General features: G+C 71.4%; 18 protein-coding genes and 1 tRNA gene. 11 read left to right on the top strand and 8 right to left on the bottom strand.

What is annotated here, in order from left to right:
* Positions 1-23: 23 nt before the first annotated feature.
* Together ACFVTX_RS16120 and ACFVTX_RS16115 are read right to left on the bottom strand one after the other, a co-directional pair.
* Entirely contained in the window at positions 24-3,305 is a 3,282-nt protein-coding gene (locus tag ACFVTX_RS16120; RefSeq protein WP_386901872.1) for a hypothetical protein, read from the bottom strand.
* Positions 3,302-4,642, bottom strand: coding sequence for an SWIM zinc finger family protein (locus ACFVTX_RS16115; RefSeq protein ID WP_386901870.1), 1,341 nt, complete (start codon positions 4,640-4,642; stop codon positions 3,302-3,304). The genes ACFVTX_RS16120 and ACFVTX_RS16115 overlap by 4 nt, the downstream gene beginning before the upstream one ends.
* A gap of 87 nt (positions 4,643-4,729) precedes the next feature.
* Here ACFVTX_RS16115 and ACFVTX_RS16110 point away from each other — a divergent pair, with 87 nt between their 5' ends.
* Complete coding sequence (locus tag ACFVTX_RS16110) at positions 4,730-5,494, top strand: Pr6Pr family membrane protein (RefSeq protein WP_386901868.1); 765 nt, start codon at positions 4,730-4,732, stop codon at positions 5,492-5,494.
* On the opposite strand, the gene ACFVTX_RS16105 is transcribed toward ACFVTX_RS16110, so the two are convergent.
* The 6 genes from ACFVTX_RS16105 to ACFVTX_RS16080 are packed head-to-tail and all read right to left on the bottom strand — an operon-like array spanning position 5,491 to position 9,796.
* Positions 5,491-7,182: an ABC1 kinase family protein gene (locus tag ACFVTX_RS16105; RefSeq protein WP_386901866.1), complete on the bottom strand. Its 1,692-nt coding sequence runs from the start codon at positions 7,180-7,182 to the stop codon at positions 5,491-5,493. The two genes, ACFVTX_RS16110 and ACFVTX_RS16105, sit on opposite strands and share 4 nt — an antisense overlap.
* Before the next feature lie 60 nt (positions 7,183-7,242).
* A complete protein-coding gene (locus ACFVTX_RS16100; RefSeq protein WP_386901865.1) occupies positions 7,243-7,809 on the bottom strand; it encodes a PadR family transcriptional regulator in 567 nt (188 codons plus the stop codon).
* 43 nt (positions 7,810-7,852) lie between these two features.
* On the bottom strand, positions 7,853-8,422 hold the full coding sequence (locus ACFVTX_RS16095; RefSeq protein ID WP_386901863.1) for an AAA family ATPase: 570 nt from the start codon (positions 8,420-8,422) through the stop codon (positions 7,853-7,855).
* Positions 8,423-8,441: 19 nt separating this feature from the next.
* Complete coding sequence (locus ACFVTX_RS16090; RefSeq protein ID WP_386901861.1) at positions 8,442-8,615, bottom strand: hypothetical protein; 174 nt, start codon at positions 8,613-8,615, stop codon at positions 8,442-8,444.
* Positions 8,612-9,277: a DsbA family protein gene (locus ACFVTX_RS16085; protein WP_386901859.1), complete on the bottom strand. Its 666-nt coding sequence runs from the start codon at positions 9,275-9,277 to the stop codon at positions 8,612-8,614. Before ACFVTX_RS16085 ends, ACFVTX_RS16090 begins: the two co-directional genes overlap by 4 nt.
* 42 nt (positions 9,278-9,319) lie before the next feature.
* Entirely contained in the window at positions 9,320-9,796 is a 477-nt protein-coding gene (locus tag ACFVTX_RS16080; protein ID WP_386901857.1) for an aminoacyl-tRNA deacylase, read from the bottom strand.
* Between the two features lie 92 nt (positions 9,797-9,888).
* Here ACFVTX_RS16080 and dusB point away from each other — a divergent pair, with 92 nt between their 5' ends.
* The 10 genes from dusB (at position 9,889) to ACFVTX_RS16030 (ending at position 22,128) form a co-directional block, all read left to right on the top strand.
* Positions 9,889-11,064, top strand: coding sequence for a tRNA dihydrouridine synthase DusB (gene dusB / locus ACFVTX_RS16075; RefSeq protein WP_386901855.1), 1,176 nt, complete (start codon positions 9,889-9,891; stop codon positions 11,062-11,064).
* Positions 11,065-11,067: 3 nt separating this feature from the next.
* The gene (locus ACFVTX_RS16070; RefSeq protein WP_386901853.1) at positions 11,068-12,324 is read left to right on the top strand and encodes a deoxyguanosinetriphosphate triphosphohydrolase; all 1,257 of its coding nucleotides are present in this window, start codon (positions 11,068-11,070) and stop codon (positions 12,322-12,324) included.
* Between the two features lie 74 nt (positions 12,325-12,398).
* Positions 12,399-14,315 carry a DNA primase gene (dnaG, locus tag ACFVTX_RS16065; protein ID WP_386901851.1) on the top strand — a complete coding sequence of 639 codons (1,917 nt, stop codon included), beginning with the start codon at positions 12,399-12,401 and terminating at the stop codon, positions 14,313-14,315.
* Positions 14,316-14,503: 188 nt separating this feature from the next.
* On the top strand, positions 14,504-16,132 hold the full coding sequence (locus ACFVTX_RS16060; RefSeq protein WP_386901849.1) for an ABC transporter substrate-binding protein: 1,629 nt from the start codon (positions 14,504-14,506) through the stop codon (positions 16,130-16,132).
* A gap of 98 nt (positions 16,133-16,230) precedes the next feature.
* Entirely contained in the window at positions 16,231-17,319 is a 1,089-nt protein-coding gene (locus tag ACFVTX_RS16055) for an ABC transporter permease (protein WP_386901847.1), read from the top strand.
* Between the two features lies 1 nt (position 17,320).
* Positions 17,321-18,406: an ABC transporter permease gene (locus ACFVTX_RS16050; protein ID WP_386901845.1), complete on the top strand. Its 1,086-nt coding sequence runs from the start codon at positions 17,321-17,323 to the stop codon at positions 18,404-18,406.
* On the top strand, positions 18,403-20,091 hold the full coding sequence (locus ACFVTX_RS16045) for an ABC transporter ATP-binding protein (RefSeq protein ID WP_386901843.1): 1,689 nt from the start codon (positions 18,403-18,405) through the stop codon (positions 20,089-20,091). Before ACFVTX_RS16050 ends, ACFVTX_RS16045 begins: the two co-directional genes overlap by 4 nt.
* Positions 20,091-20,945, top strand: coding sequence for an ATP-binding cassette domain-containing protein (locus tag ACFVTX_RS16040; protein ID WP_386901841.1), 855 nt, complete (start codon positions 20,091-20,093; stop codon positions 20,943-20,945). The genes ACFVTX_RS16045 and ACFVTX_RS16040 overlap by 1 nt, the downstream gene beginning before the upstream one ends.
* The gene (locus tag ACFVTX_RS16035) at positions 20,942-21,931 is read left to right on the top strand and encodes a D-isomer specific 2-hydroxyacid dehydrogenase family protein (protein WP_386901839.1); all 990 of its coding nucleotides are present in this window, start codon (positions 20,942-20,944) and stop codon (positions 21,929-21,931) included. Before ACFVTX_RS16040 ends, ACFVTX_RS16035 begins: the two co-directional genes overlap by 4 nt.
* A gap of 124 nt (positions 21,932-22,055) precedes the next feature.
* Positions 22,056-22,128: transfer RNA gene (locus ACFVTX_RS16030), tRNA-Asn, on the top strand.
* Positions 22,129-22,247 lie beyond the last annotated feature (119 nt).

The raw sequence follows: 22,247 nt of genomic DNA, 5'->3' as shown, positions 1-22,247 counted from the left end.
CGCCCGCCGCTCGCACTGCGGCGTCAGCCGAGACCGAGCTCGGCCACGAGGGCCCGTGCTTTGGTGAGCGCCGCGTTCGACCCCTTGCGCGCCGCGAGCTCGACGAGACCCGGCCAGGCGGCGTGCTCGGCCGGAATACGGCCGGCTGTCGCAGCGGCGCGCAGCACCGGTGCCCGCAGCAGCGCGACGTCGAGCACGCGGTTGAGCCACGACGGCGGTTTCGGCTGTGCGGCCGCGTACGCGACCGACTCGGTGAGGATCGGCCACAGCACCGGGAGTGCGCGCAGTTCGCGCTCGATCGCCCCCATCATGCGTGCGGGGGAGATGTCGGGAAGCGGCAGCAGCCGCTGTGCGGCGAGGCGCACGGACTCGGCGGAGAACTTCCGCGAGGCGACCATCGCGTCGACGCTGTAGCGCGACTCGACGTCGGAGCACAGCGAGGCGAGCACGACCGCCACCATGAGCACGGTCAGCGGCGGCACGTCGTCGCGGCTCGCCGGGCCGTCCTTGCCGGTGCCGCGGTCGCGGAACTCGGAGGGCACGATGCGCCCCTCGGCCTCGCTCCACTGGAGCCAGCGGCGTTCGTCGCCGACGATGGTGTCGGCGTCGAGCTGCCCTTCGTGCGAGAGCGCGTAGGACCAGCTCATGAGGGCGCGGTACCGCACCTCGGGGTCGGCCGGCAGCGCGAACTCGAGCGGCACGAACCGTTTCGACCCGCGCTGGTGCGACGAGGACGAGAGCTCGATGCCGTCGTCGACCGCCGGGCCGTCACCGTCTCCGACCGGCCAGACGGCATCGAGGTCGATGGCAGGGTCGGGCGTCGCGGCGGCCGGGGCGGGTGGCGAGGCGCTCGGTCGGGGGAGTCGGGCCACGACGGCCTTCGCGGCCGTCACGGCGCGCGACGAGCCGGGGCGGGCGGCGAGGGCGCGGGTGTGCGGGAGATCGAGCGTCGCCGGATCGGTGATGCCCGCGGTGACGGCGGCTTCCGCGCCGGGGAGCAGCACGCCGATCGCCTCCACGATCTCCGCGGTGCCCGCCATCATGCGGACGGCACCCAGGGACGCCCCCACGTAGTCGTCGAGGAGCGGCCAGACGAGCGAACCGAGTCCGGCCTCGCTCAGCTCCTCGGCGAGACGCGCGAACGGCACGGCGCCGCTCGGGCCGCCCCGATCGAGCATGCCGAGATCGGCGACCCCTGGTCGCAGCAGACCGCGCTCCCACGCCTCCATCACCGCTTCGAACATGTCGGTCGCCGCCTTCGGATGCGGCGAGCGGAGTCCGCCGAGCATGCGTGCGGCCAGACGGGGGCCGAGCGGGGCGCCTCGGCGGGCGAGCTGCCGCCAGGCCGCGCCGCTGCCGGCCTCGAGTCCGTCGCCTGCGAACGTGCCGTCGCCCCAGTTCGGCAGCTCGTCGGGCGCTCCCCAGCCGTAGCGCGACGTGTCGAGGCGCGGCGGGAACGGGGCCAGCGATTCCGGCAGCACGGTCGCCGCTCGCACCCAGTCGCCGTCCTCGTCGCACACGAGGGCCGGCTCGCGCAGCGGATCGAGCACGTACGCGTGCGCTGCCGGGCCCGCGGTGATCGGCATGAGCTCGCCCGACTGCAGCACGACGGGCACCTCGAGGCCGACGAGGGCGTCGAGATGCTGCCGCTCGACCAGGGACGTGTCGAGGCGGAACAGTGCGAGGAGGAGATCCGCCTCGCTCGCGACGGCGCCCGCGCCGCGGTAGGCCTGCAGCCGCTCGACGAGATCGGCGGGGTCGATGCGCAGATCGTCCCACGAGGGGATCGACAGCAGGGTCGGCACCTCGCCGAGTCGTTGCACGATGGAAGCTTCGCGGGCGCGGAGCGGCGGGTAGACGACGTCCTGGCGCCAGTCGGGGGCGTCGCGCTGCACCAGGCGGTCGAGCAGGCGGATGCGATCGCCGGCCACCCAGTCGGCGGCGGCGCTCACGCCCGAGCGCCAGTTCGGCTTCAGCCCGCGCAGCGCCGATCGCGCGGTGTCGGCATCGGTGCGGGCGACGGCGTTCGCGAGCTCCAGGAAACGGTCGATCTCGAGGTCGTCTGCGCCCTCGGGGCGCGACGCGAGCACTCGGGCGGCCTCGGTGAGTGCGGCCGGCGAGACCGCCGGAAGCCGGAAGCGCGGAACGGTCCACAGCTCGGGCGTCGGCTGCCACGCGACCATGGCGGCAGGCACGGCCGGGGCGGGCTCGGCCGTCGCCCCCCATCGATCCAGCAGCGCGCGCGCTGCGTCCGCCGCAGCCGCGTCGCGGCCGGTCGCGATGGGCGTCAGTGCGAGCGCCGCGTTCTCGGCCGCCTCGCCGGTGAGCAGTCGCGCCCGGCGAAGCGCCGCGTCGAGCACGAGCTTGCGGGCGGCCTTGGCCTTGACCATGAGCGCGAGCGAGAGCACGTCGGCGGCCTGGTGCTCGTCTCCGTGCTCGATGATGGCCGGCGCGAGGGCCGTGACGACGGGAGCCTCGGCATGGCTGAGCGCGCCGAGCAGCGCGTCGGCGTTCGCGACGATCTCGACGTCGGTGAGTGCGAGATCGTCGGTGAGCGCCATGGCCCAGACCTTGCGGTCGCCCGGGCGCTGCGCGGCGTCGAGTGCCGCGAGCACGAGCGACACCGCTTCATCTCGATCGATCCAGCCCTGAGCGGCGCCGGCGACGACGACGCCGCCGAACGGTCCGGTCGCCGGTGCCCCGGCGGCGATGCCGGCGCGCACGTGGTCGACGAACCGGGGGCGGATCACCTCGGCATCGATCGCGCCGCGGTCGGACGGGAACAGTTCGGCCTCCAGGCCGAGCGCAACGGCTGCGTAGACGGCCCAGTCCTTCAGGTACTCGACGCTGTCCGGCACCTCCATCGCGTGTCCGTGCACCAGCCGCACGGCGCGGCCGGCGTGCACCGAGGTGGAGTGCTCCCATGGGCGGCGGTTCGAACGGCAGGCGCGCGAGACGAAGGCGGCGGCGAACTCGGGGCCGCGCGCCGCGAGCACCTCGGCCGCGAGCTCGTCGGCGACCGAGCCCGCCCCTCCGAGCACCGCCTCGGCGCGGCGTGCGTCGGCGCCGACCCGGATCGCGAACAGTGCGAGCATTCCGTGATCGGCGTCGCCGACGACCGACTCGCTGTAGGCCCGGTTGCCCTCGGACACCCACCGTCGCCACTCGCCGCGCTTCAAGCCCGCATGCGCCTCGCGCCGCTGCGCCTCGTCGCCGAGCGGCAGCCGGGGGGCCTCGGCGTGCTCGGCGTCGGCCCAGCCGAGGTCGCGGAACAGCTCGAGCGATCGGGCGAGGGCGTCGGTCATCGAGTCTCCTTCTGGTGGATCTGCACGGCGAGCGCGTGCTTGCACGGGCCGCGGTCGTCGCCGCCCGTGAGTTGCCAGGTGCAGGTGCAGCGCAGCGTGCCGTCGACCTCGCGGACGGTGTGGTCCGCCGGTTCGGACGGGGTGCCGGCACGCACGCGCCATTCGCCCGGCTCGCCGCCCTGCGCGACGAGCCCCTGGCCGACGAGTCGGCGAGCTGCGCCCACGCGCGGATTGTCGCGGGTGACGCGCTCGGGGTCGTCGGGCAGTTCGCGGTGGAAGTAGGTGCCGGCGTTGACGTCCCAGCCGACCCTGCCCGACGCGGCGAGCACGGCGATGCCCGAGCCGACCTCCGTCGTCGTCAGACCCGACTCGCGGCGCAGCCGCTCCACATCGATCGCCGGTTCGAACGAGAGGAGCGCCGAGACGAGGGCGGCGGACGCGGTGACCTCGGGATCGGCCAGCGCGCTGAGCAGCGACCCCTCGCCGGAGAAGCCGCGCCAGGACTCGGCGGTGAGTCCGAGCAGCAGGCGGGCGTGCGGGAGTTCGACCTCGAAGGCGGTCGCGCCGGGCTCGCCGTCGGCCGGTCCGTACACGGTGAGCCCGTTCACGTGCGGGAGCAGGCGCTTCAACGCACTCAGCCGGTGCAGTCCCTGCACATGGACGGCACCGACGGTGCGTCGCGGGGCAATGCGGATGCCGCCACCAGCGGGTGCGAGCCAGCCGGTCGATGCCGCGCCGGTGGCGGCGGGGATCGAGACGAGGAACGCGCGCGCCGAGGCCCGGTCGAGCGTGAGCATCGGGCGGAGCCCACGGTGCAGCTCGGCCACGTTGCCGAACGCGGGGATCCAGCGCGCGGGCATCTCGACCGGACGCTCGGTCACCGCCACCTCGGGCGTGGCGACGGCGAGCCCGCGGCGACCCACGTCGAGATGGAGCAGCTCGTTCCTGCCGATCGCGGCGAGGGCGTGCCGCGTCGCCATCCCGATGTCGACGTTGGTGGTGCCGTGCGCCACCTCGCCGCCGTCCATGCCGGTGGCGAGGAGGTCGAGTCGGGCGTAGACGCTGTTGCAGGCGGAGAACACCTCGGCGCGCAGCCGGTCGCCGTGGGCGGTGAGGACCGGGTCGCGCTGCGTCGTCGGGGTGTACTTGAAGTACCGGGTGGCCGTGATGTCGGCGAGCGACAGCAGGCCCCGGGCCAGCACCTGCGGTTCGGTGACGAAGCCGTGGAAGAAGCTCGGATCATCGACCGGGCCCCGCGGTGTCAGCGCCGGCGCGAGCGCCAGTTCGAGTCCCTCCGCGGTCGCCGCCGACGCCGTCGTGAACCCGCGAACACCCATGCCGCTCACGCTAGCGGAGACGGCGGACACGCCGGTTCGGCGCACGGCCAGGGCACGCGCCGCGAGCGCCGCCCCTAGGCTGGGCGGGTGACCGTCGACACCGCGCCCCAGCGACTCTCCGCCCCGGCCCGCACCGGATTCTCGATCGCGTGGGCGGTGCTCCGCATCGCGATGGCCGTGGCGATCATCGCCGCGACCGTCGTGACGTACCAGGGTTCCGCCGGCTCGTGGCAGGAGGAGGGCTACACCGACCTCGCCACGCTCAACGTCAACTTCTTCAGCTACTTCACCATCGAGTCGAACCTGCTGGCGGCGGCCGTGCTGCTCACCGGCGCCGGACTCGCGTTCGCAGGGCGCCTGCCCGACCCGATGTGGTTCGCGATCGTGCGGGCGTGCGCCGTCACCTACATGGCCATCACGGGGCTCGTCTACAACCTGCTGCTGCGCGGCCTGCCGGTGACGGGGGCCGGCGAGGACTCGCACCCGTGGACCAACGAGGTGATGCACGTGATCGGCCCGCTCTTCCTCGTCGTCGACTGGCTGGTCGCGCCGGGTCGCCCCCGGCTCGACTGGCGCCGCGTCTGGCTCGTCCTCGCGTTCCCGATCGCGTGGGTCGTCTACACCCTCGTGCGCGGTCCGCTGGTCTTCGACCAGGTCCGGGCGGTCGAGACCTGGTACCCGTACCCCTTCCTCAACCCGGCGCGACAGGAGAACGGCTACCTCGGCGTCTCGTTCTGGGTGGTCGTCATCGCCCTCGCGTTCGCGGTCGTCGCAGTGCTCGTCGTCTGGGTGTCGCGCAGGTGGCCGCAGGCCGTGGACACCGATCCCGCAGCGGCGGGGTCGAGCCGCTAGCGTCGTCCGCGGCGCATCCGCCCGACGACCCCGGCGAACAGCGCGTGCAGGAGCGGCAGCGCCGAGGCGATCATGAGCGTCGTGCCGAGCGCGGGGTTCGGGGCGAGCAGCAGCGCGCCGCCGATGAGGAGCGCCGCGAACAGGACGCCAGAGAGGATCCGGCGCGCGACGCCTTCGAGCCGGTCCAGGCGCCGTTCGAGTCGCGAGGTGTCGAACGACATGCGCCCCTGGTCGGCTTTCGTGATGAGCGCGTCGACGCGTTTCGGCATGCCCCAGAGCAGCCCGGCGTTGTTCGCCGCCTGCCCGAGGAGGTCCTGCACGAGGTCGCCGCGCTCCTCGTTCAGCAGCTGGGTGGCGTACGGTTCGACGGCGTCCCACACGTTGAACTCGGGGTCGAGCCCGCTGCACATGCCCGAGGTGAGCGCCATCGCGCGGATGAGCAGCAGCAGGTGCTCGGGCAGTTGCAGGGGCAGTGAGCGCACGACGTCGCCGAACTCGACGCCGAAGTCGCGGAACTCCCGCGGGTCGACGTCCTTCAGCTGTGCGAAGCCCATCCCGCCGAAGCGTTCGAACAGCGCGGTGAGCGCGCGCTCGAGCTCGGCGGTGTCGGCCGAGGGCATGAGCACCCCGATCTCGCGGGCGGCGTCGATCATGCCGTGTCCGTCGCGGGAGGCGACGGCGATGACGAGCGCCCGCAGCCCCGAGCGCAGCGCGGCCGGCACCTCGGCCATCATGCCGAAATCGACGAAGGTCAGGCGCCACGGGATGCCGCGTGCCGGGTCGAGTGGCGTGACGAAGATGTTGCCCGGGTGCGGGTCGGCGTGCACGAAGGCGTGGGTGAACACCTGGTCGAACATGATCTCGGCGAAGACGCGTGCGACGTCGGCGGGGTCGATGCCGGCGGCGCGCAGCGCGTCGGTGTCGTTGATCTTGATCGCGGTGACGTCTTCGAGGGTGAGCACCCGGCGGGTGGTGCGCTCCCACACGACGGCGGGGGCGTCGACGCGCGGTTCGTGGGCGAACGAGGCGGCGAAGCGCTCGGCGTTCTGCGCTTCGTGCAGGTAGTCGATCTCCTCGTGGCTGGTCTGCGCGAACTCCTCGACGAGGGCGGGGGCGTCGACGTGGTCGGCGACGACTCGCACGCGCCGCAGCCACCCGGCGACCCGGCGGAGCGCGGCGAGGTCGACGGCGACGATCTGGTCGATGCCGGGACGTTGCACCTTGACGACGACGTCGTCGAGGCCGGTGGCGGCCGCGTCGGCGGGGGAGAGGCTGGCGCGGTGCGCCTGCCCGAGCGAGGCGGCGGCGACGGGCGTCTCGTCGAAGCGCGCGAAGACCCGCTCGAGGGGCGCGCCGAGTTCGGCTTCGGCGAGCGCGCGGATCTCGGGGAAGGGGACGGCGGGCACTTCGTCCTGGAGGCCGGCGAGTTCGGCGGTGATCTCGGGCGGCAGCACGTCGAGGCGCGAGGAGAGGAACTGTCCGACCTTGATCATGAGCCCGCCGAGTTCGACGGCGAGGGTGCGGAACTGTTCAGCGAGCCGGCGCATGCGGCGTTCGCGCGTGCGGTCGGCGATGCCGCCGAGGGCGAGCTTGGGCAGCACGAGCTCGTACCACCAGAGCTGCGCGAGATGGCGCGCAGCGAACCCCAGGATGCGGCGCGAGCGCGCCCGGTGGGCACCGTCGGTCATGCCGCCATCATCTCGCGTCGCGGCCTCCGCGTGGTCGGATGCGACGGGCGCGGCACCCCGTCAGCCCTCGGCGAGGATCGTGTAGAGCTTGCGTCGGGCGTCGTCGAGCACGTCGACCGCCTGCTGCAGTTGTTCGGGTGTTCCGCTGCGGCTGAGCTGGGCTGCCGCGGCGGCGAGGTCGACGCCCGCTTTCGAGAGGGCCCGGTGCGCGCCGCCGCCCACGGTGGGCGACGCCCACGGGGCGGGACGTTCGGCCGCGGCGGCGGCCTCGTCGCGGCCCGCCTCGGTGAGCGAGTAGGTCTTGCGGCCCTGCAGTTCGTCGGCGACGATGACGCCCTCGTCGGCGAGGAGCTGCAGCGTCGGGTAGACGGAGCCCGCGCTCGGCTTCCACGAGCCGCCGCTGCGCTCCTCGATCTCCTGGATGATCTGATAGCCGTGCATCGGCTGTTCGGCGAGCAGCGCGAGCACGGCGGCGCGCACGTCGCCGCGGGCCATGCGCCGGGTGCCGGGCCGCTGCTGTTCGAACGAGGAGCGCAACTGCTCCATCGCCTCCCAGAGCGCCGCGCCGGGGTTGCCCCCGGTGAAGCCGGGGCCGCCGAAGCCGCCGTTCGGTCGAGTGCTGTTCATGAGAACCTCCCGCGAGTCGCGAACGATACTCAACGATATATCGTTAGGCGCCCGTTTGGAAGGGTGCGGGGAACGTCCGGCTCAACCATTCCTCGGTCGCGCGGGGGTGCCGCAGCCGCACGACCTCGAGGCCGGGGTTGGCGGCCGCGGCGTCGGCGACCAGGGCCGCTCGGGTGCCGTGCGTGCGCCACGCCCAGCGCACGATGTGCTCGGGATCGCTGAAGATCGTGTGGAACGGCGGCTCGATGTTGCCGTTCCAGAGCTCTTCGCGGCGCAGCCGACGACGCACGGTTCGCGCGATCACCTGCCGCATCACCCGCGCACGCGAGTAGTCGAGGAACACGAGCAGCTGTGCGCGCTCGGCGAGTCGGTCACGCACCGGTTCGTACTGCCACTCGGTCACCCAGCCGGGCTGCGCCGTGAAGGCGTCGACCTCGTCGACGAAGCTCGGCCGCGGCGTCCAGTCGGGGCCGTGGTAGAGGGCGTCGATCTCCTGGTACGGCAGCCCGGTGGCGTCGGCGATGCGGCGTGCGAGCGTCGTCTTGCCCGCGCCGCTCGCCCCGGCGACGAGGATGCGGCACGGCTCGGCAGCGGCGGCGGGGGAGTCGGGCACCCGCACACCCTACTGCCTGCTACTCGGCCGAGAGCCCCGGCACGAAGCAGACGTCGCCCTCGCAGACCATGGCCCCGGCGTCGCCGGGCAGCATGGTGAACGGCGAGCCGGATGCCACGGGCTGCGCGCCGTTCGACGGCGGCGCCTCGAACGGGGTCGTGCCCGTGGCATCCGCCTCGATCTCGACGCTCACGCGACCGCCTCGCCGCGTTCGCCCGCGACCTGGCCGAGCACCTGGCCGAACACCTCGGCGGGCTGCGCCCCCGAGACGCCGTACTTGCCGTCGAAGACGAAGAACGGCACGCCGTTGATGCCGTAGGCGCCCGCCTGCGCGATGTCGGCCTGCACGTCGGCGGCGTACCGCCCCGATTCGAGCGCCTCGCGAGCGGCGTCGGCGTCGAGGCCGACGCCGGCGGCGAGCTCGACGAGTTCGTCGATGCGGCCGACGTGGCGTCCCTCGGTGAAGTACGCCTTGAACAGGCGCTCGGAGAGCTCGAGCTGACGGCCCTGCGACTTCGCGAAGTGCAGCAGCTCGTGCGCCTTCAGCGTCTTGGTGTGCTGGAGGGCGCCGAAGTCGTAGTCGAGACCCGCGTTCGCGGCGACCCCGGTGACGTGCTGCAGCATCTGCTGGACGCGCTCGGCGGGCAGGCCCTTGTGCTTCGCGAGGAAGTCGACCTCGCTGCCCTCGAAGTCGACGGGGGTGTCGGGGGCGAGCTCGAAGGAGTGGTACTCGATCTCGACGTCGGGTGCGTCGTCGCCGAGGCCGGCGAGGCCCTCCTCGAAGTGGCGCTTGCCGATGTAGCACCACGGGCACGCGATGTCGGACCAGATGTCGATCTTGATGGGGGAAGTCACGACGAATGCGAACGCATCGGACGGCGGGGGTATTCCCGCGGCCTACTCGGGGTCGCTGAGGTCGGCGACGGTCGCGTCGAGCGCGGCGATGAGGGCGTCGGCGTCGACGAAGAGGCTGCGACCGTGCTCGCCCGCGCCCATCGACACCCGGCGGCCGACGACGGCCTCGTCGATGTAGACGGGCCACGGCGTCGTCGAGCCGAGCGGCGTGATCGTGCCGCGTTCGTACCCGGTCGCGGCGAGCGCGAGCGAGGCGTCGGGCAGTTGCAGCTTGTTGACGCCCACGAGGGCGCGGAGCTTCGGCCAGCTGATCTTGCGGCCGCCCGGCACGAGCGCGAAGAGGTAGGTGTCGTCGCTGCGCTTGACCACGAGGGACTTCACGATGTCGCCGGGGGAGATGCCGAGGAGCTCGGCGGCCTCCTCGAGGCTGCGGGCGGCCGGCCGTTCGATGATGTCGACCTCGAGGCCCCGCGCTGCGGCGTCCGCCCGTACCCGATCCGCTCCGCTGAGCTCCGTCATCTCGTCCTCCCCAGGCTTGCGTGTACCCGAATCCTAGGCTCGCACCGCTTGTACGGGCGACGCGCGGCAGAACTCTGGGAGAATCGACGGTGATGTCCACTACTTCAACGCTTCCCGCGGGGCCGCTCACGATCGGCGGTCTCGAACTCGACGTGCCCGTCGTGCTCGCGCCCATGGCCGGCATCACGAACACGGCCTTCCGCAGGCTCTGCCGCGAGTTCGGCGCCGGCCTCTACGTCAGCGAGATGATCACGAGCCGCGCGCTCGTCGAGCGCACGCCAGAGTCGATGCGGCTGATCACGCACCACGAGTCAGAGACGCCGCGGTCGATCCAGCTCTACGGCGTCGACCCGAAGACGGTCGCCGAGGCGGTCACGATGCTCGTCGCCGAAGACCGGGCGGACCACATCGACCTCAACTTCGGATGCCCCGTGCCGAAGGTGACCCGCAAGGGCGGCGGCTCCGCCCTCCCGTGGAAGACCGGGTTGTTCCGCGACATCGTCGAGGGCGCGGTCAAGGCCGCGGGTGACATCCCGCTCACGGTGAAGATGCGCAAGGGCATCGACGCCGACCACCTCACCTACCTCGAGGCGGGCCGCATCGCCGAGGGCGCGGGCGTCGCCTCGGTCGCGCTGCACGCGCGCACGGCGGCCGAGTTCTACTCGGGCCAGGCCGACTGGTCGGCCATCGCGAAGCTGAAAGAGACGGTCACGAGCGTGCCGGTGCTCGGCAACGGCGACATCTGGTCGGCCGCCGACGCGCTCCGCATGGTCGACGAGACCGGTTGCGACGGCGTCGTCGTCGGCCGCGGGTGCCTCGGGCGTCCGTGGCTCTTCGGCGACCTCGCGGCGGCGTTCCGCGGCGAGCTCACCGCCGGCGACGACGCCGCGCTGTTCCGTCCGTCGCTCGGGCAGGTCGCGCAGACGTTCCGGCGGCACGCCGAACTCCTCACCGAGTTCTTCGACAGCGAAGAGCGCGGGTGCCGTGACATCCGCAAGCACGTCGCCTGGTACTTCAAGGGCTATCCGGTGGGCGGCGACCTGCGGGCGCGCCTCGCGACCGTCGAGTCGCTCGCGATGCTCGACGACCTCCTCGGCACGCTCGACTGGTCGATGCCCTACCCGGGCGAGGGCGCCGAGGGGCCGCGCGGTCGCGCCGGCACCCCGAAGAACCCGACGCTGCCCGAGGGCTGGCTCGACTCGCAAGAGCTGGTCGGCCACGAGCGCGTCACGCTCAACGACGCCGAACTCGACACGAGCGGCGGGTAAGCGGTGGTCGATCGACTCTTCGGCGGCTACGAGGCCGTCGACTCCGAACGGCTGCTGCCTGAAGAGCACTCCTCGCGGCGCAGCGACTTCGCGCGCGACCGCGCCCGCCTCCTGCACTCGAGCGCGCTGCGGCGGCTCGCGGCGAAGACGCAGGTGCTGAGCCCGACCTCGGGGCTCGACTTCGCGCGCAACCGGCTCACCCACTCGCTCGAGGTCGCGCAGATCGGCCGCGAGCTCGCCGCGAACCTCGCCCTCGACCCCGACGTCGTCGACACGGCGTGCCTCGCGCACGACCTCGGTCACCCGCCGTTCGGCCACAACGGCGAGAAGGCGCTCAACGACTGGGCCGCTGAGATCGGCGGCTTCGAGGGCAACGCGCAGACCCTGCGGCTGCTCACCCGGCTCGAGCCGAAGGTGTTCGGGCCCGACGGCCGCGGCTACGGGCTCAACCTCACGCGGGCGAGCCTCGATGCGAGCTGCAAGTACCCGTGGCCCGAGGCCTCGGCCGTGGCCGACCCCTCGGGGCGGCAGAAGTTCGGCTTCTACCACGACGACGTCGCCGTGTTCGAGTGGCTGCGGGCCGGGGCGCCCGAGCGGCGACTCTGCATCGAGGCCCAGGTGATGGACCTCTCCGACGACATCGCCTACTCGGTGCACGACTTCGAGGACGCGATCGTCGGCGGCTACATCGACGTCGCCGCGCTCGGCGCGCGTGCCGATCACGACGAGCTCGTCTCCTCGATGCACGAGTGGGTCGGCGGGGCCGTGTCGCACGACGAGCTCGTCGCGGCGTTCGACCGGCTCGACTCTCTCGACGGCTGGCTCGACACGTGGACGGGCAGCCGTCGCGACCAGGCGCAGCTGAAGAACCTCACGAGCCAGCTCATCGGGCGGTTCGCGCATGCGGCGACGGATGCCACGCGCTCCGCGTTCCCCCTCGCGAGCCTCATCCGCTTCGATGCCGACGTCGTCGTGCCGCGCGAGATCCAGGCCGAGATCGCCGTGCTGAAGGGCATCGTCGCCGCGTTCGTGATGTCGCGCAACACGCGGCAGCCGATCTACCGGCAGCAGCGGCAGGTGCTCACCTCGCTCGCCGACGGGCTCTACGCCGCGGGCGACGAGCACCTCGACACCGGCTTCGCCGAAGACTGGGCCGCGGCCGCCGACGATCAGGCGCGCAAGCGCGTCGTCGTCGACCAGGTCGCGAGCCTCACCGACCAGTCGGCCCTCAGCTGGTACGAACGACTCGTGCAGCGCTGACGTGCCGCCCTTCGGCGGCGCATGTCGCCCGCCGAACCGCCCTCCGACCAGTTGACCGAGATTAGGATGTGAGCATGGCGGGCCGAATTCGACAGAGCGATGTCGATGAGGTGAAAGCCCGCACGAACATCGCCGACATCATCGGCGATCACGTCAGCCTGAAGTCGGCGGGCGTCGGTTCGCTGAAGGGGCTCTGCCCCTTCCACGACGAACGCAGCCCGAGCTTCAACGTTCGGCCGGGCGTCGGCTACTACCACTGCTTCGGCTGCGGCGAGTCGGGCGACGTCTACACCTTCCTGCAGCGCATGGACCACGTCTCGTTCACCGAGGCCGTCGAACGTCTCGCGGGGCGCATCGGATTCGAGCTCCACTACGAGGACGGCGGGCAGGCACCCGATCACGGCAATCGTGCGCGGCTGCTCGCGGCGAACCAGGCCGCGGCCGAGTTCTTCATCGCCCAGCTCGGTTCGCCCGAGGCCGAGATCGGCCGCCGGTTCCTCGGCGAGCGCGGCTTCGACGCCGAGGCGGCCCGCCGGTTCGGCGTCGGCTTCGCGCCGAAGAGCTGGGACGCGTTGACGAACCACCTGAAGTCGAAGGGCTACTCGGTCGAAGAGCTGAGCGCGGCCGGGCTCGTCTCCCAGGGCGACCGCGGGGTCTACGACCGGTTCCGCGGCCGGCTCGTCTGGCCCATCAGGGATGTCACGGGGCAGACCGTCGGCTTCGGCGCCCGGCGACTGCTCGACGACGACAAGGGCCCGAAGTACCTCAACACCCCCGAGACGGCGGTGTACCACAAGTCGCAGGTGCTCTACGGGCTCGACCTCGCCAAGCGCGACATCTCCAAGTCGCACCGCGTCGTCGTCGTCGAGGGCTACACCGACGTGATGGCCTGCCACCTCGCCGGGGTGACGACGGCGATCGCGACGTGCGGCACGGCGTTCGGCGTCGACCACATCAAGGTGCTGCGCCGCGTGCTCGGCGACTCCTCGGGCGTCGGCGAGGTGGTCTTCACCTTCGACGGCGACGCCGCCGGCCAGCAGGCCGCGATGCGCGCCTTCGCCGAGGAGCAGCGCTTCGCCGCACAGACCTTCGTCGCCGTCGCGCCCGACGGGCTCGATCCGTGCGACCTCCGGCTCGCGCGCGGTGACGGTGCGGTGCGAACCCTCGTCGACACGAAGGTGCCGATGTTCGAGTTCGTCATCAGGCACACGCTCGGCCGCTACGACCTCGAGACGGTCGAGGGGCGGGTCGGGGCGCTCCGGGCGGCGGCGCCGATGGTCGCCGAGATCCGCGACACGTCGCTGCGCCCCGGCTACACGCGCGAACTCGCGCGCATGCTCGGCATGGAGCTCGCCGAGGTGACCCGTGCCGTGCGCGGCGCCGGCGGGGGAGGGCGCGCCCGCACGGCGGCGCCTGCGGGGAACGCGCGCGCCGAGGCATCCGCACCGACGAACTGGAACGCGAACCAGAACCCGTACTCGACGGCGAGCGCGGGCGCGGAGGAGGCGCCTGAGCGCCCGTTCTCGATCGCGCAACTCCCGCGCGACCCATCGACGCGGCTCGAGCGCGACGCGCTGCAGGCGATGCTGCAGTACCCCGAGCGGGTGGGTGACGAACTGCTGCGCCACGCGGTCGACTCGCGCTTCGGCGACGCGACGCTGTCGGTGGTCCGCGACGGCATCGCCGCGGTGCTCGGCTCGACCGACCCGCGCGTGCGCATCGACCGGGTGATCGCCGAGGTGCCCGCGCCGTTCGCCGGGGTCGTGCAGCAGCTCGTCGTGCTGCCGGTGCCGCAGCGCGACGGCGCCGAGCTGGACGCGTGGGTGCGCGGGGTCGTGAGTTCGCTCATCGATCGCGAGCTCCTCCGTCAGAAGTCCGAGCTGCTCGGCCGTCTGCAGCGCCTCTCGAGCGACGACCAGGCGACGTTCTCGGCGCTGCAGCGCGCCCTCGTCGAGCTCGAGCAGGAGCGTCGGGCGCTGCGCGCCGACTGACGGAAATCGTCGCCCGATGTCGCCGTGCGACGATCCGTTGCGCGCAAGGTTGCAGAACGGTAAACATTGCGACGTTCGAGGCCCCCTCTCCGCTCGGTCGATGCTCCGTGTGCTACCTCTGTTTGTTACGAGAACGCGCCGTGGACGCCGCGGTGCGCTTCAGTCCTGACAGGAAGAGGTAGACGGATATGACATCCGCAACCAAGAACGGCCGCCGCGCCCTCATCGCGGCAGCCGGACTCTCGGCGGCCGCGCTCGTGCTCGCCGGCTGCTCGGCCGGAAGCAACGGCGACGACGCCGCCTCGGGCGGTTCGATCACGGTCGGCACGACTGACAAGGTCACCACGCTCGACCCGGCCGGTTCGTACGACAACGGCTCGCTCGCCGTGCAGACGCAGGTCTTCCCGTACCTGCTCAACACCGACTACAACAGCACCGACGTCGTGCCCGACCTCGCCGAGTCGGCCGAGTTCACCGCGCCGACCGAGTACACGGTCACCCTGCCCGCCGGCCTCAAGTGGGCGAACGGCAACGACCTCACCTCGGCCGACGTGAAGTTCTCGTTCGACCGTCAGCTGAAGATCGCCGACCCGAACGGCGCATCGAGCCTGCTGTACAACCTCGAGAGCGTCGACGCTCCCGACGACACGACCGTCGTGTTCCACCTCATCGCCGAGAACGACCAGGTCTTCCCGCTCATCCTCACGAGCTTCCCGGGCGCCATCGTCGACGACGAGGTCTTCTCGGCCGACGAGCTCACGAGCGACGACGACATCGTTGCGGCGAAGGCCTTCGGCGGCCCGTACCAGATCGCGAGCTACGACTTCAACAACCTGATCTCGTTCAAGAAGAACCCCGAGTACAAGGGTCTGCTCGCCGACGCATCGACCGACACGGTCAACCTGAAGTACTACGCCGAGTCGTCGAACATGAAGCTCGACGTGCAGGAGGGCAACATCGACGTCGCGTACCGCAGCCTGTCTGCGACCGACATCGACGATCTGAAGGGCAACGACAAGGTCAAGGTCGTCGACGGTCCCGGCGGCGAGATCCGCTACATCGTCTTCAACTTCGACACGCAGCCCTACGGCGCGAAGACCCCCGAGGCCGACCCGGCCAAGGCCCTCGCCGTCCGTCAGGCCGTCGCCGACCTCATCGACCGCGAGGAGCTCGGGGAGCAGGTCTACAAGGGCACCTACACGCCGCTGTACTCCTACATCCCCGCCGGCCTGGCCGGTGCGGTCGAGCCCCTGAAGGAGCTCTACGGCGACGGCGCCGGTGCGCCCGACGCCGCGAAGGCCAAGGCGGCGCTCGAGGCTGCCGGCGTCACCACGCCGGTCGAGCTGAACCTCCAGTACTCGAACGACCACTACGGCCCCTCGTCGGCCGACGAGTACGCGCTCATCAAGGACCAGCTCGAGGCCGACGGCCTGTTCACGGTGAACCTGCAGACCACCGAGTGGGTGCAGTACTCCGAGGACCGCGTCGCCGACGTCTACCCGGCCTACCAGCTCGGTTGGTTCCCCGACTACTCGGACGCCGACAACTACCTGACGCCGTTCTTCCTCAAGGAGAACTTCCTCAGCAACCACTACGACAACCCCGAGGTCAACGACCTCATCCTCGAGCAGGCCGTGACGACCGACGTCGCCGCGCGCACCGCGATCATCGAGGAGATCCAGGAGAAGGTGGCGGCCGACCTGTCGACCGTGCCGTACCTCCAGGGTGCCCAGGTCGCCGTCACCGGCACCGACATCGACGGTGCCGTCCTCGACGGTTCGTTCAAGTTCCGATTCGCCTCGCTCACCAAGGGCTGAGCGAACCGAGCGACTAGAGTCGCTTTGATACCGGAACGGGTGGCCCGCTCTTCTGAGCGGGCCACCCGCATTCGAGCCACACCCCTGATTGGCGAACATTGACCTCAACGACGACGGCCGCCACCGGCGCTGATCCCGCCCGAAAGCGATCCAAGAGATCCTCGGGCGGCAGCCTCGGCCGCTACATCATCATCCGCGCACTCCTCATCATCCCCACGGTGTTCATCCTGGTGAGCGTGGTGTTCCTCATCATGCGCACGACCGGTGACCCGATCACCGCGGCGCTCGGCGGCCAGTTGCCGCCCGACCAGCTCGCGGAGCGCATCCACGCCGCGGGCTTCGACCGTCCGCTCATCGTCCAGTACCTCGAGTACATGGGCGGCGTCTTCACCGGCGACTTCGGCATGACGATCAGTGACAACCGGCCGGTCACCGAGGTGCTGTTCACCTACGGCAGCGCCACCTTCGAGCTCGCCTTCTATGCACTCATCGTCGCGTTCGTCGTCGGCATCCCCTTCGGGCTCATCGCGGCCTACTTCCGCGACAAGGGTCAGGACGCGTTCCTCCGCGTCTTCGCGATCCTCTGCTACGCGACGCCGGTGTTCTTCTCCGGCCTTCTGCTGAAGCTCGTCTTCGCGGTCTGGCTGAAGTGGCTGCCGGTCGCAGGCCGCGCCTCGACCGGGGCGACGATCGAGATGGAGTTCCTGCCGAACAAGACGGGCTTCTACACGATCGACGCGATCATGACCGGCGACCCCGCGGTGCTCGGCGACGTGCTCGCCCACGCGGTGCTCCCGGCGATCGCGCTCGGCCTGCTCACCGCCGGCGTGTTCCTCCGCCTCGTACGCACGAACGTCATCGGCACCCTCGGCACCGACTACGTCGACGCGGCCCGCTCGCGCGGCGTCGCCGAGTCGCGTCTGCTGCGCAAGCACGCCTACCGTCCGGCACTCATCCCGATCATCACGGTCATCGGCCTGCAGATCGCGGTCCTCCTCGGTGGCGCCGTGCTCACCGAGACCACGTTCGAGTGGAAGGGCCTCGGCTTCCAGCTGGTCGAGTACATCCAGGCGCGCGACTTCGTCGCCGTGCAGGGCATCGTCGCCCTGCTCGCCGTCATCGTGGCCCTCACGAACTTCATCGTCGACATCATCGCGGCGCTCATCGACCCGAGGGTGAGGTACTGACATGTCGACCACCGCATCGAACGCCGTCCCGGTGCCCGCGCAGAAGCGCAAGCTCCGCGACCGCATCCCCGTCGTGCACCAGGTCCGCCAGAGTGTGGGCCTCCAGCGCGGCATGCTCGTCACCGGCCTCGTGATCACCGCGATCTTCATCCTGACCGCGGTCTTCGCGCCGCTCCTCGCGCCGTACGGATTCGCGCAGCTTCGCGACGCCGACGGCCCGTTCGGCAGCCAGCAGCCGCCGTCGGCGGAGCACCCGTTCGGCACCACGGTCGGCGGGTACGACGTGCTCTCCCGCACGATCTGGGGCGCGCAGACCGCGATCCTCGTGATCATCATCGCGGTGATCCTGTCGATCTTCGCCGGCGTGCTGCTCGGCCTCGTGTCGGGGTACTTCGGCGGCTGGCTCGACCGGGTGCTCGTCGTCGTGTGCGACGCGATCTACGCGTTCCCCTCGCTGCTGCTCGCGATGGTCATGGCGATCGCGATCTCGGGCGGCCAGTCGAACCTGTGGGGCGGCGTGCTCGCGGCGGCCTTGTCGATCACGGTCGTGTTCATCCCGCAGTACTTCCGGGTGATCCGTGCCGAGACGGTGCGCATCAAGGGCGAAGCCTTCGTCGAATCCGCCAAGGTGCTCGGCGCGTCGAACAGCCGGATCATGTTCCGCCACGTGCTGCGCAACGCGACCCGCACGCTGCCGCTCATCTTCACGCTGAACTCCTCGGAGGCGATCCTCACGCTCGCGGGCCTCGGCTTCCTCGGCTTCGGCATCGAGCCGACCGCCGCGGCCGAGTGGGGCTACGACCTCAACAAGGCGCTCTCCGACGTCACGAGCGGCATCTGGTGGACCTCGCTCTACCCGGGTCTCGCGATCGTGCTCGTGGTGCTCGGCATCACGCTCGTCGGTGAGAGCCTCAACGACCTGGCCGACCCGCGCCTGCGCGGTCGCCGCCGGGTCGCCCAGTCGGCCGGCGTCGTCGCCGAGACCTCGGTCGTGCCCGGCGGCACGCTGACGGCGGGCCCCGGGGGCCTTGCCGGACTGGAAGACGAAGCGACATTCGACGAACACGGGATCGAGGTCAAGCCATGAGCACGGTGGTGAGCATCGAAGGGCTCGGCGTCTCGTTCTCGACCGACGCCGGCGCGGTGAAGGCGGTCGACGGCGTCTCGCTGTCGGTGGAGCGCGGCGAGGTGCTCGCGATCGTCGGCGAGTCGGGCAGCGGCAAGACCGTGACCGCGAAGACGATCCTCGGGCTCCTCCCCGAGACGGCGACGGCGAGCGGGGCGGTGATCCTGTCGAACAAGGCGGGCACCGCCGAGCACGACATTGTGTCGATCTCCAAGCGCACGCTGCGCTCGATCCGCGGTACCGATGTCGCGATGGTGTTCCAGGAGCCGTCGACGGCGCTCAACCCGGTCTACACCGTCGGGTGGCAGATCATCGAGGGGCTCCAGGCGCACTCCGATCTCTCGAAGAAGGAGGCCCGCGCGAAGGCGATCGACGTGCTGCGTCGCGTCGGCATCCCCGAGCCCGAGGTGCGCATCGACCACTACCCGCACGAGTTCTCGGGCGGTCAGAAGCAGCGCATCGTCATCGCGATGGCGCTCGTGCTCGACCCGGGGCTCATCGTCGCCGATGAGCCGACGACGGCGCTCGACGTCACCGTGCAGGCCGAGATCCTCGACCTGCTGCGTCGTTGCCGTGACGAGTTCGGCATGGGCATCGTGCTCATCACCCACAACATGGGGGTCGTCGCCGATCTCGCCGACCGCGTCGCGGTCATGTACCAGGGCAAGGTCGTCGAGGAGGCCGACGCGAAGACGCTCTTCGCTGCGCCTGAGGCCGACTACACGAAGGCGCTGCTCGCCGCGGTGCCCTACGTCGGCACCGGCTCGGCGAAGGCCGAGGAGCGCGCCGCCGGCCGCCCAGTGGGGTGGGCCGAGCAGGCATCGGTCGTCGCCGCACGCGGGCTCGAGATCGTCTATCCCGGCCGCTTCGGCCGTCCCGGGTTCCGCGCGGTCGACGGTGTCGACCTCGTGATCCGCCCGGGCGAGGTGCTCGGCCTCGTGGGCGAGTCGGGTTCGGGCAAGACGACGATCGGGCGTGCGATCGCCGGCCTCACGAAGGTCACCGGTGGTTCGCTGCAGGTGCTCGGGCACGAGATGAACGAGTTCCGCGAGCGCGAGTTCCGCCCGCTGCGCAGCCGTATCGGGTTCGTCTTCCAGGATCCGGCGTCGAGCTTCAACCCGCTGCTGACGATCGCCGAGTGCGTCGCCGAGCCGCTCATCATCCACGGCCGGGCCGGCGACGCCACCGCGGCGCGCCCGCGCGTCGACGAGCTCCTCGAGGCGGTGCAGCTGCCGAAGGCGTACGGCGACCGCTACCCGCACGAGCTCTCGGGCGGTCAGCGGCAGCGCGCGAGCCTCGCGCGTTCGCTCGCGCTCGAGCCCGAGCTGCTCATCGCCGACGAGCCCACGAGCGCGCTGGATGTCTCGGTGCAGGCCCGCGTGCTCGAGCTCTTCGCGGAGCTGCAGCGCGAGTTCGGCTTCGCGTCGCTGTTCATCAGCCACGACCTCGCGGTCGTCGACCTGCTGGCCGACCGCATCGCGGTGCTGTACCACGGTCGACTCGTCGAGGAGGGCACGGGCGCCGAAGTCCTCGGTGCGCCGCGCGATCCGTACACGCAGCGGCTCCTCGCGTCGCTGCCCGTACCCGACCCGGTGGCGCAGGCCGAACGCCGAGAAGAACTCAGAAGGCTCCGGGAGGCGAACTGATGCGCGGCGCGGCACACGGGTATCCGATCGTTCTCAGCGATCTGTCGCTCGAGTACCCGCCGCGCGGTGCGAGCCCGGCGCACGTCGCCCTGCACGGCCTGACCCTGCAGGTCGCGCCGGGCGAGGTGCTGGGGGTGCTCGGCAGCGCCGGGAGCGGCAAGTCGACGCTCGCCAAGGTGCTCTCGGGTGCGGCCTTCGAGGCTCGGTCGGGCGAGGGGCGGCCGATGATCACCGGCGGTCAGGCGACGGTTCTCGGACAGGAGCTGCGCGGTCTGCCGAAGCGGAAGCTCGCCGAGTACCGCTTCCACGTCGGGTATCTCCCGCAGGATGCCGCGTCGACGTTGCCGCCCGATCGCAGCGTCGCCGAGATCATCGGCGAGCCGATCCTCGAGCGCGACCGCCGTTACAACGCGAAGGCGCTCGCGACCCGCGTCGCGACGATGCTCGACGGCGTTCGGTTGCCGCTCGGCATGCTCGAGAAGTACCCGTACGAGCTGAGCGGCGGCCAGCGTCAGCGGGTCGCCCTCGCACGGGCGCTCGTGCTCGGGCCGTCGGTGCTCATCGCCGACGAGCCGACGGCGGGCATCGATCTCACCGTGCGCGATGCGGTGGCGCAGCTGATCGCCGAGCTCGGCGAGCGGCACGCGTTCTCGGCGGTGCTCATCAGCCACGATCTCCCGGTGCTGCGCAGCGTCGCCGATCGCATCGCGGTGCTCGACCGCGGCGAGCTCGCCGCCATCGGCACGATGGACGACGTGTTCCGCGATCCGCATCACCCGTACGTGCAGGCGCTCGCGAGTGCACTCGACGGCGGTCACGCGGTCATCGACGATCTGGCCGAGCCGCTGGCATGACGGATGCCACGGCCGCGCGCCGTACCTCGGGCGCGGCCGTCGGCGTCGCCGGTGCAGGCGACGCAACGGCGATCGCCGTCCTGCCCGAGGCCTCGCCCGAACTCGTGGCCGCCGTCGAGCGGGCCGGGGGAGTCGTCGGCCCGCTCGATGACCGCACGCGCGGACTCGTGTGGAGCGGTTCGTCGGGCGCGGATGCGCTCGTCGCTGCGCTCGAACGGGCGCCGGGCATCGAGTGGGTGCAGTTGCCGTGGGCGGGCATCGATCCGTTCGCGGGCGTGCTGCCCCGGTTCCGCGGCGACGGGCGCGTGTGGACGAGCGGCAAGGGCGTCTACTCGGCGCCCGTGGCCGAGCACGCCCTCGCGCTGACGCTCGCCGCGATGCGGCGTCTGCCCCGCCGGGCGCGGGCGACGGAGTGGCGACGCGACGGCTCGGCGCGCACCCTGTACGCCGCCGACGTCGTCGTCCTGGGGGCCGGTGGCATCGCGAGCGAGCTCCTGCATCTCCTCGCGCCGTTCGGCGTCCGCGCGACCGTCGTACGCCGCAGTGATGTCCCGCTCGCCGGTGCCGAACGCACCGTGACGCTCGACCGACTCGGCGAGGCGGCGGCCGGGGCCGACGTGCTCGTCGTCGCGGCGGCCCTCACGGAGGAGACCCGCGGCGTCGTCGACGCCTCGGTGCTCGCTGCGCTCGCACCCGGCGCCGTCGTGGTGAACGTCGGCCGCGGCCCCATCATCGACACCGATGCGCTGCTCGCCGCGCTCGAGGCAGGCCATCTGGGTGGGGCGGGCCTCGACGTCACCGATCCCGAGCCGCTTCCAGCGGGGCATCCGCTCTGGCGCTCGCCCGACTGCGTCATCACCCCGCACGTCGCCGATGCGCTCGAGACCACGCCCGCGCTCCTCGCAGCGCGGGTCGAGCGCAATGTGCGCGCCTTCCTCGGCGACGGGGAGTACCTCGGCCTGGTCGATCTCGATGCCGGGTACTGAGAGCCTGCGCATCACAGTGTGCGTCTCGCGGGAAAGCGAGGCCGCCTCGAATTGGGAGTCGGGGCATCCCTTTGCTACAGTATCTCTGCACGCAAGAGGCGCCGTGAGGCCCGAAAGCGCGTGATCCTCCATAGCTCAATTGGCAGAGCAATCGGCTGTTAACCGATAGGTTCTTGGTTCGAGTCCAAGTGGGGGAGCAGACAAGCCCCGCATTCATATGGAATGCGGGGCTTTTGCGTTGAACGAGTTCGAGGGCGGTCTGCGGCATCCGCTGCGTTCGTCGAACTCTTGACGAGGCAGTGCGTTGGGTCGAGAG

The organism is Agromyces sp. NPDC058136 (assembly GCF_042884375.1).
Lineage (GTDB): Bacteria > Actinomycetota > Actinomycetes > Actinomycetales > Microbacteriaceae > Agromyces.
The sequence above is the reverse complement of the archived record's forward strand: the minus strand, read 5'-3'. Positions and strand labels throughout refer to the sequence as shown.